Here is a 215-nt window from a genome sequence, read left to right as displayed (position 1 = left end):
TATAAATACATTTGTGTTCTTTGTTTCTCTTATTCATCACTCATGTACGTGATGTTGCATATTCCTACGCAATACTACTATGTCAAACAGCACACAACTTAAAACCACTTGGGTGTTGTATGGTTAAGCCTCACGGGTAATTAGTATTGGTTAGCTCAAGACCTCGCAGTCCTTACACACCCAACCTATCAACGTTGTAGTCTCCAACGACCCTT

The 215-nt window shown here is 40.0% G+C and carries 1 rRNA gene; it reads right to left on the bottom strand.

Annotated elements, in window-relative coordinates:
* Positions 1-119 precede the first annotated feature (119 nt).
* Positions 120-215: ribosomal RNA gene (locus tag H4J61_RS02240) — 23S ribosomal RNA — on the bottom strand; the annotation flags it as partial.

The sequence above is a fragment of the Colwellia sp. MB3u-4 genome (genome assembly GCF_014077065.1).
GTDB lineage: Bacteria > Pseudomonadota > Gammaproteobacteria > Enterobacterales > Alteromonadaceae > Cognaticolwellia.
This window is presented reverse-complemented; position numbering and strand designations above follow the sequence as displayed.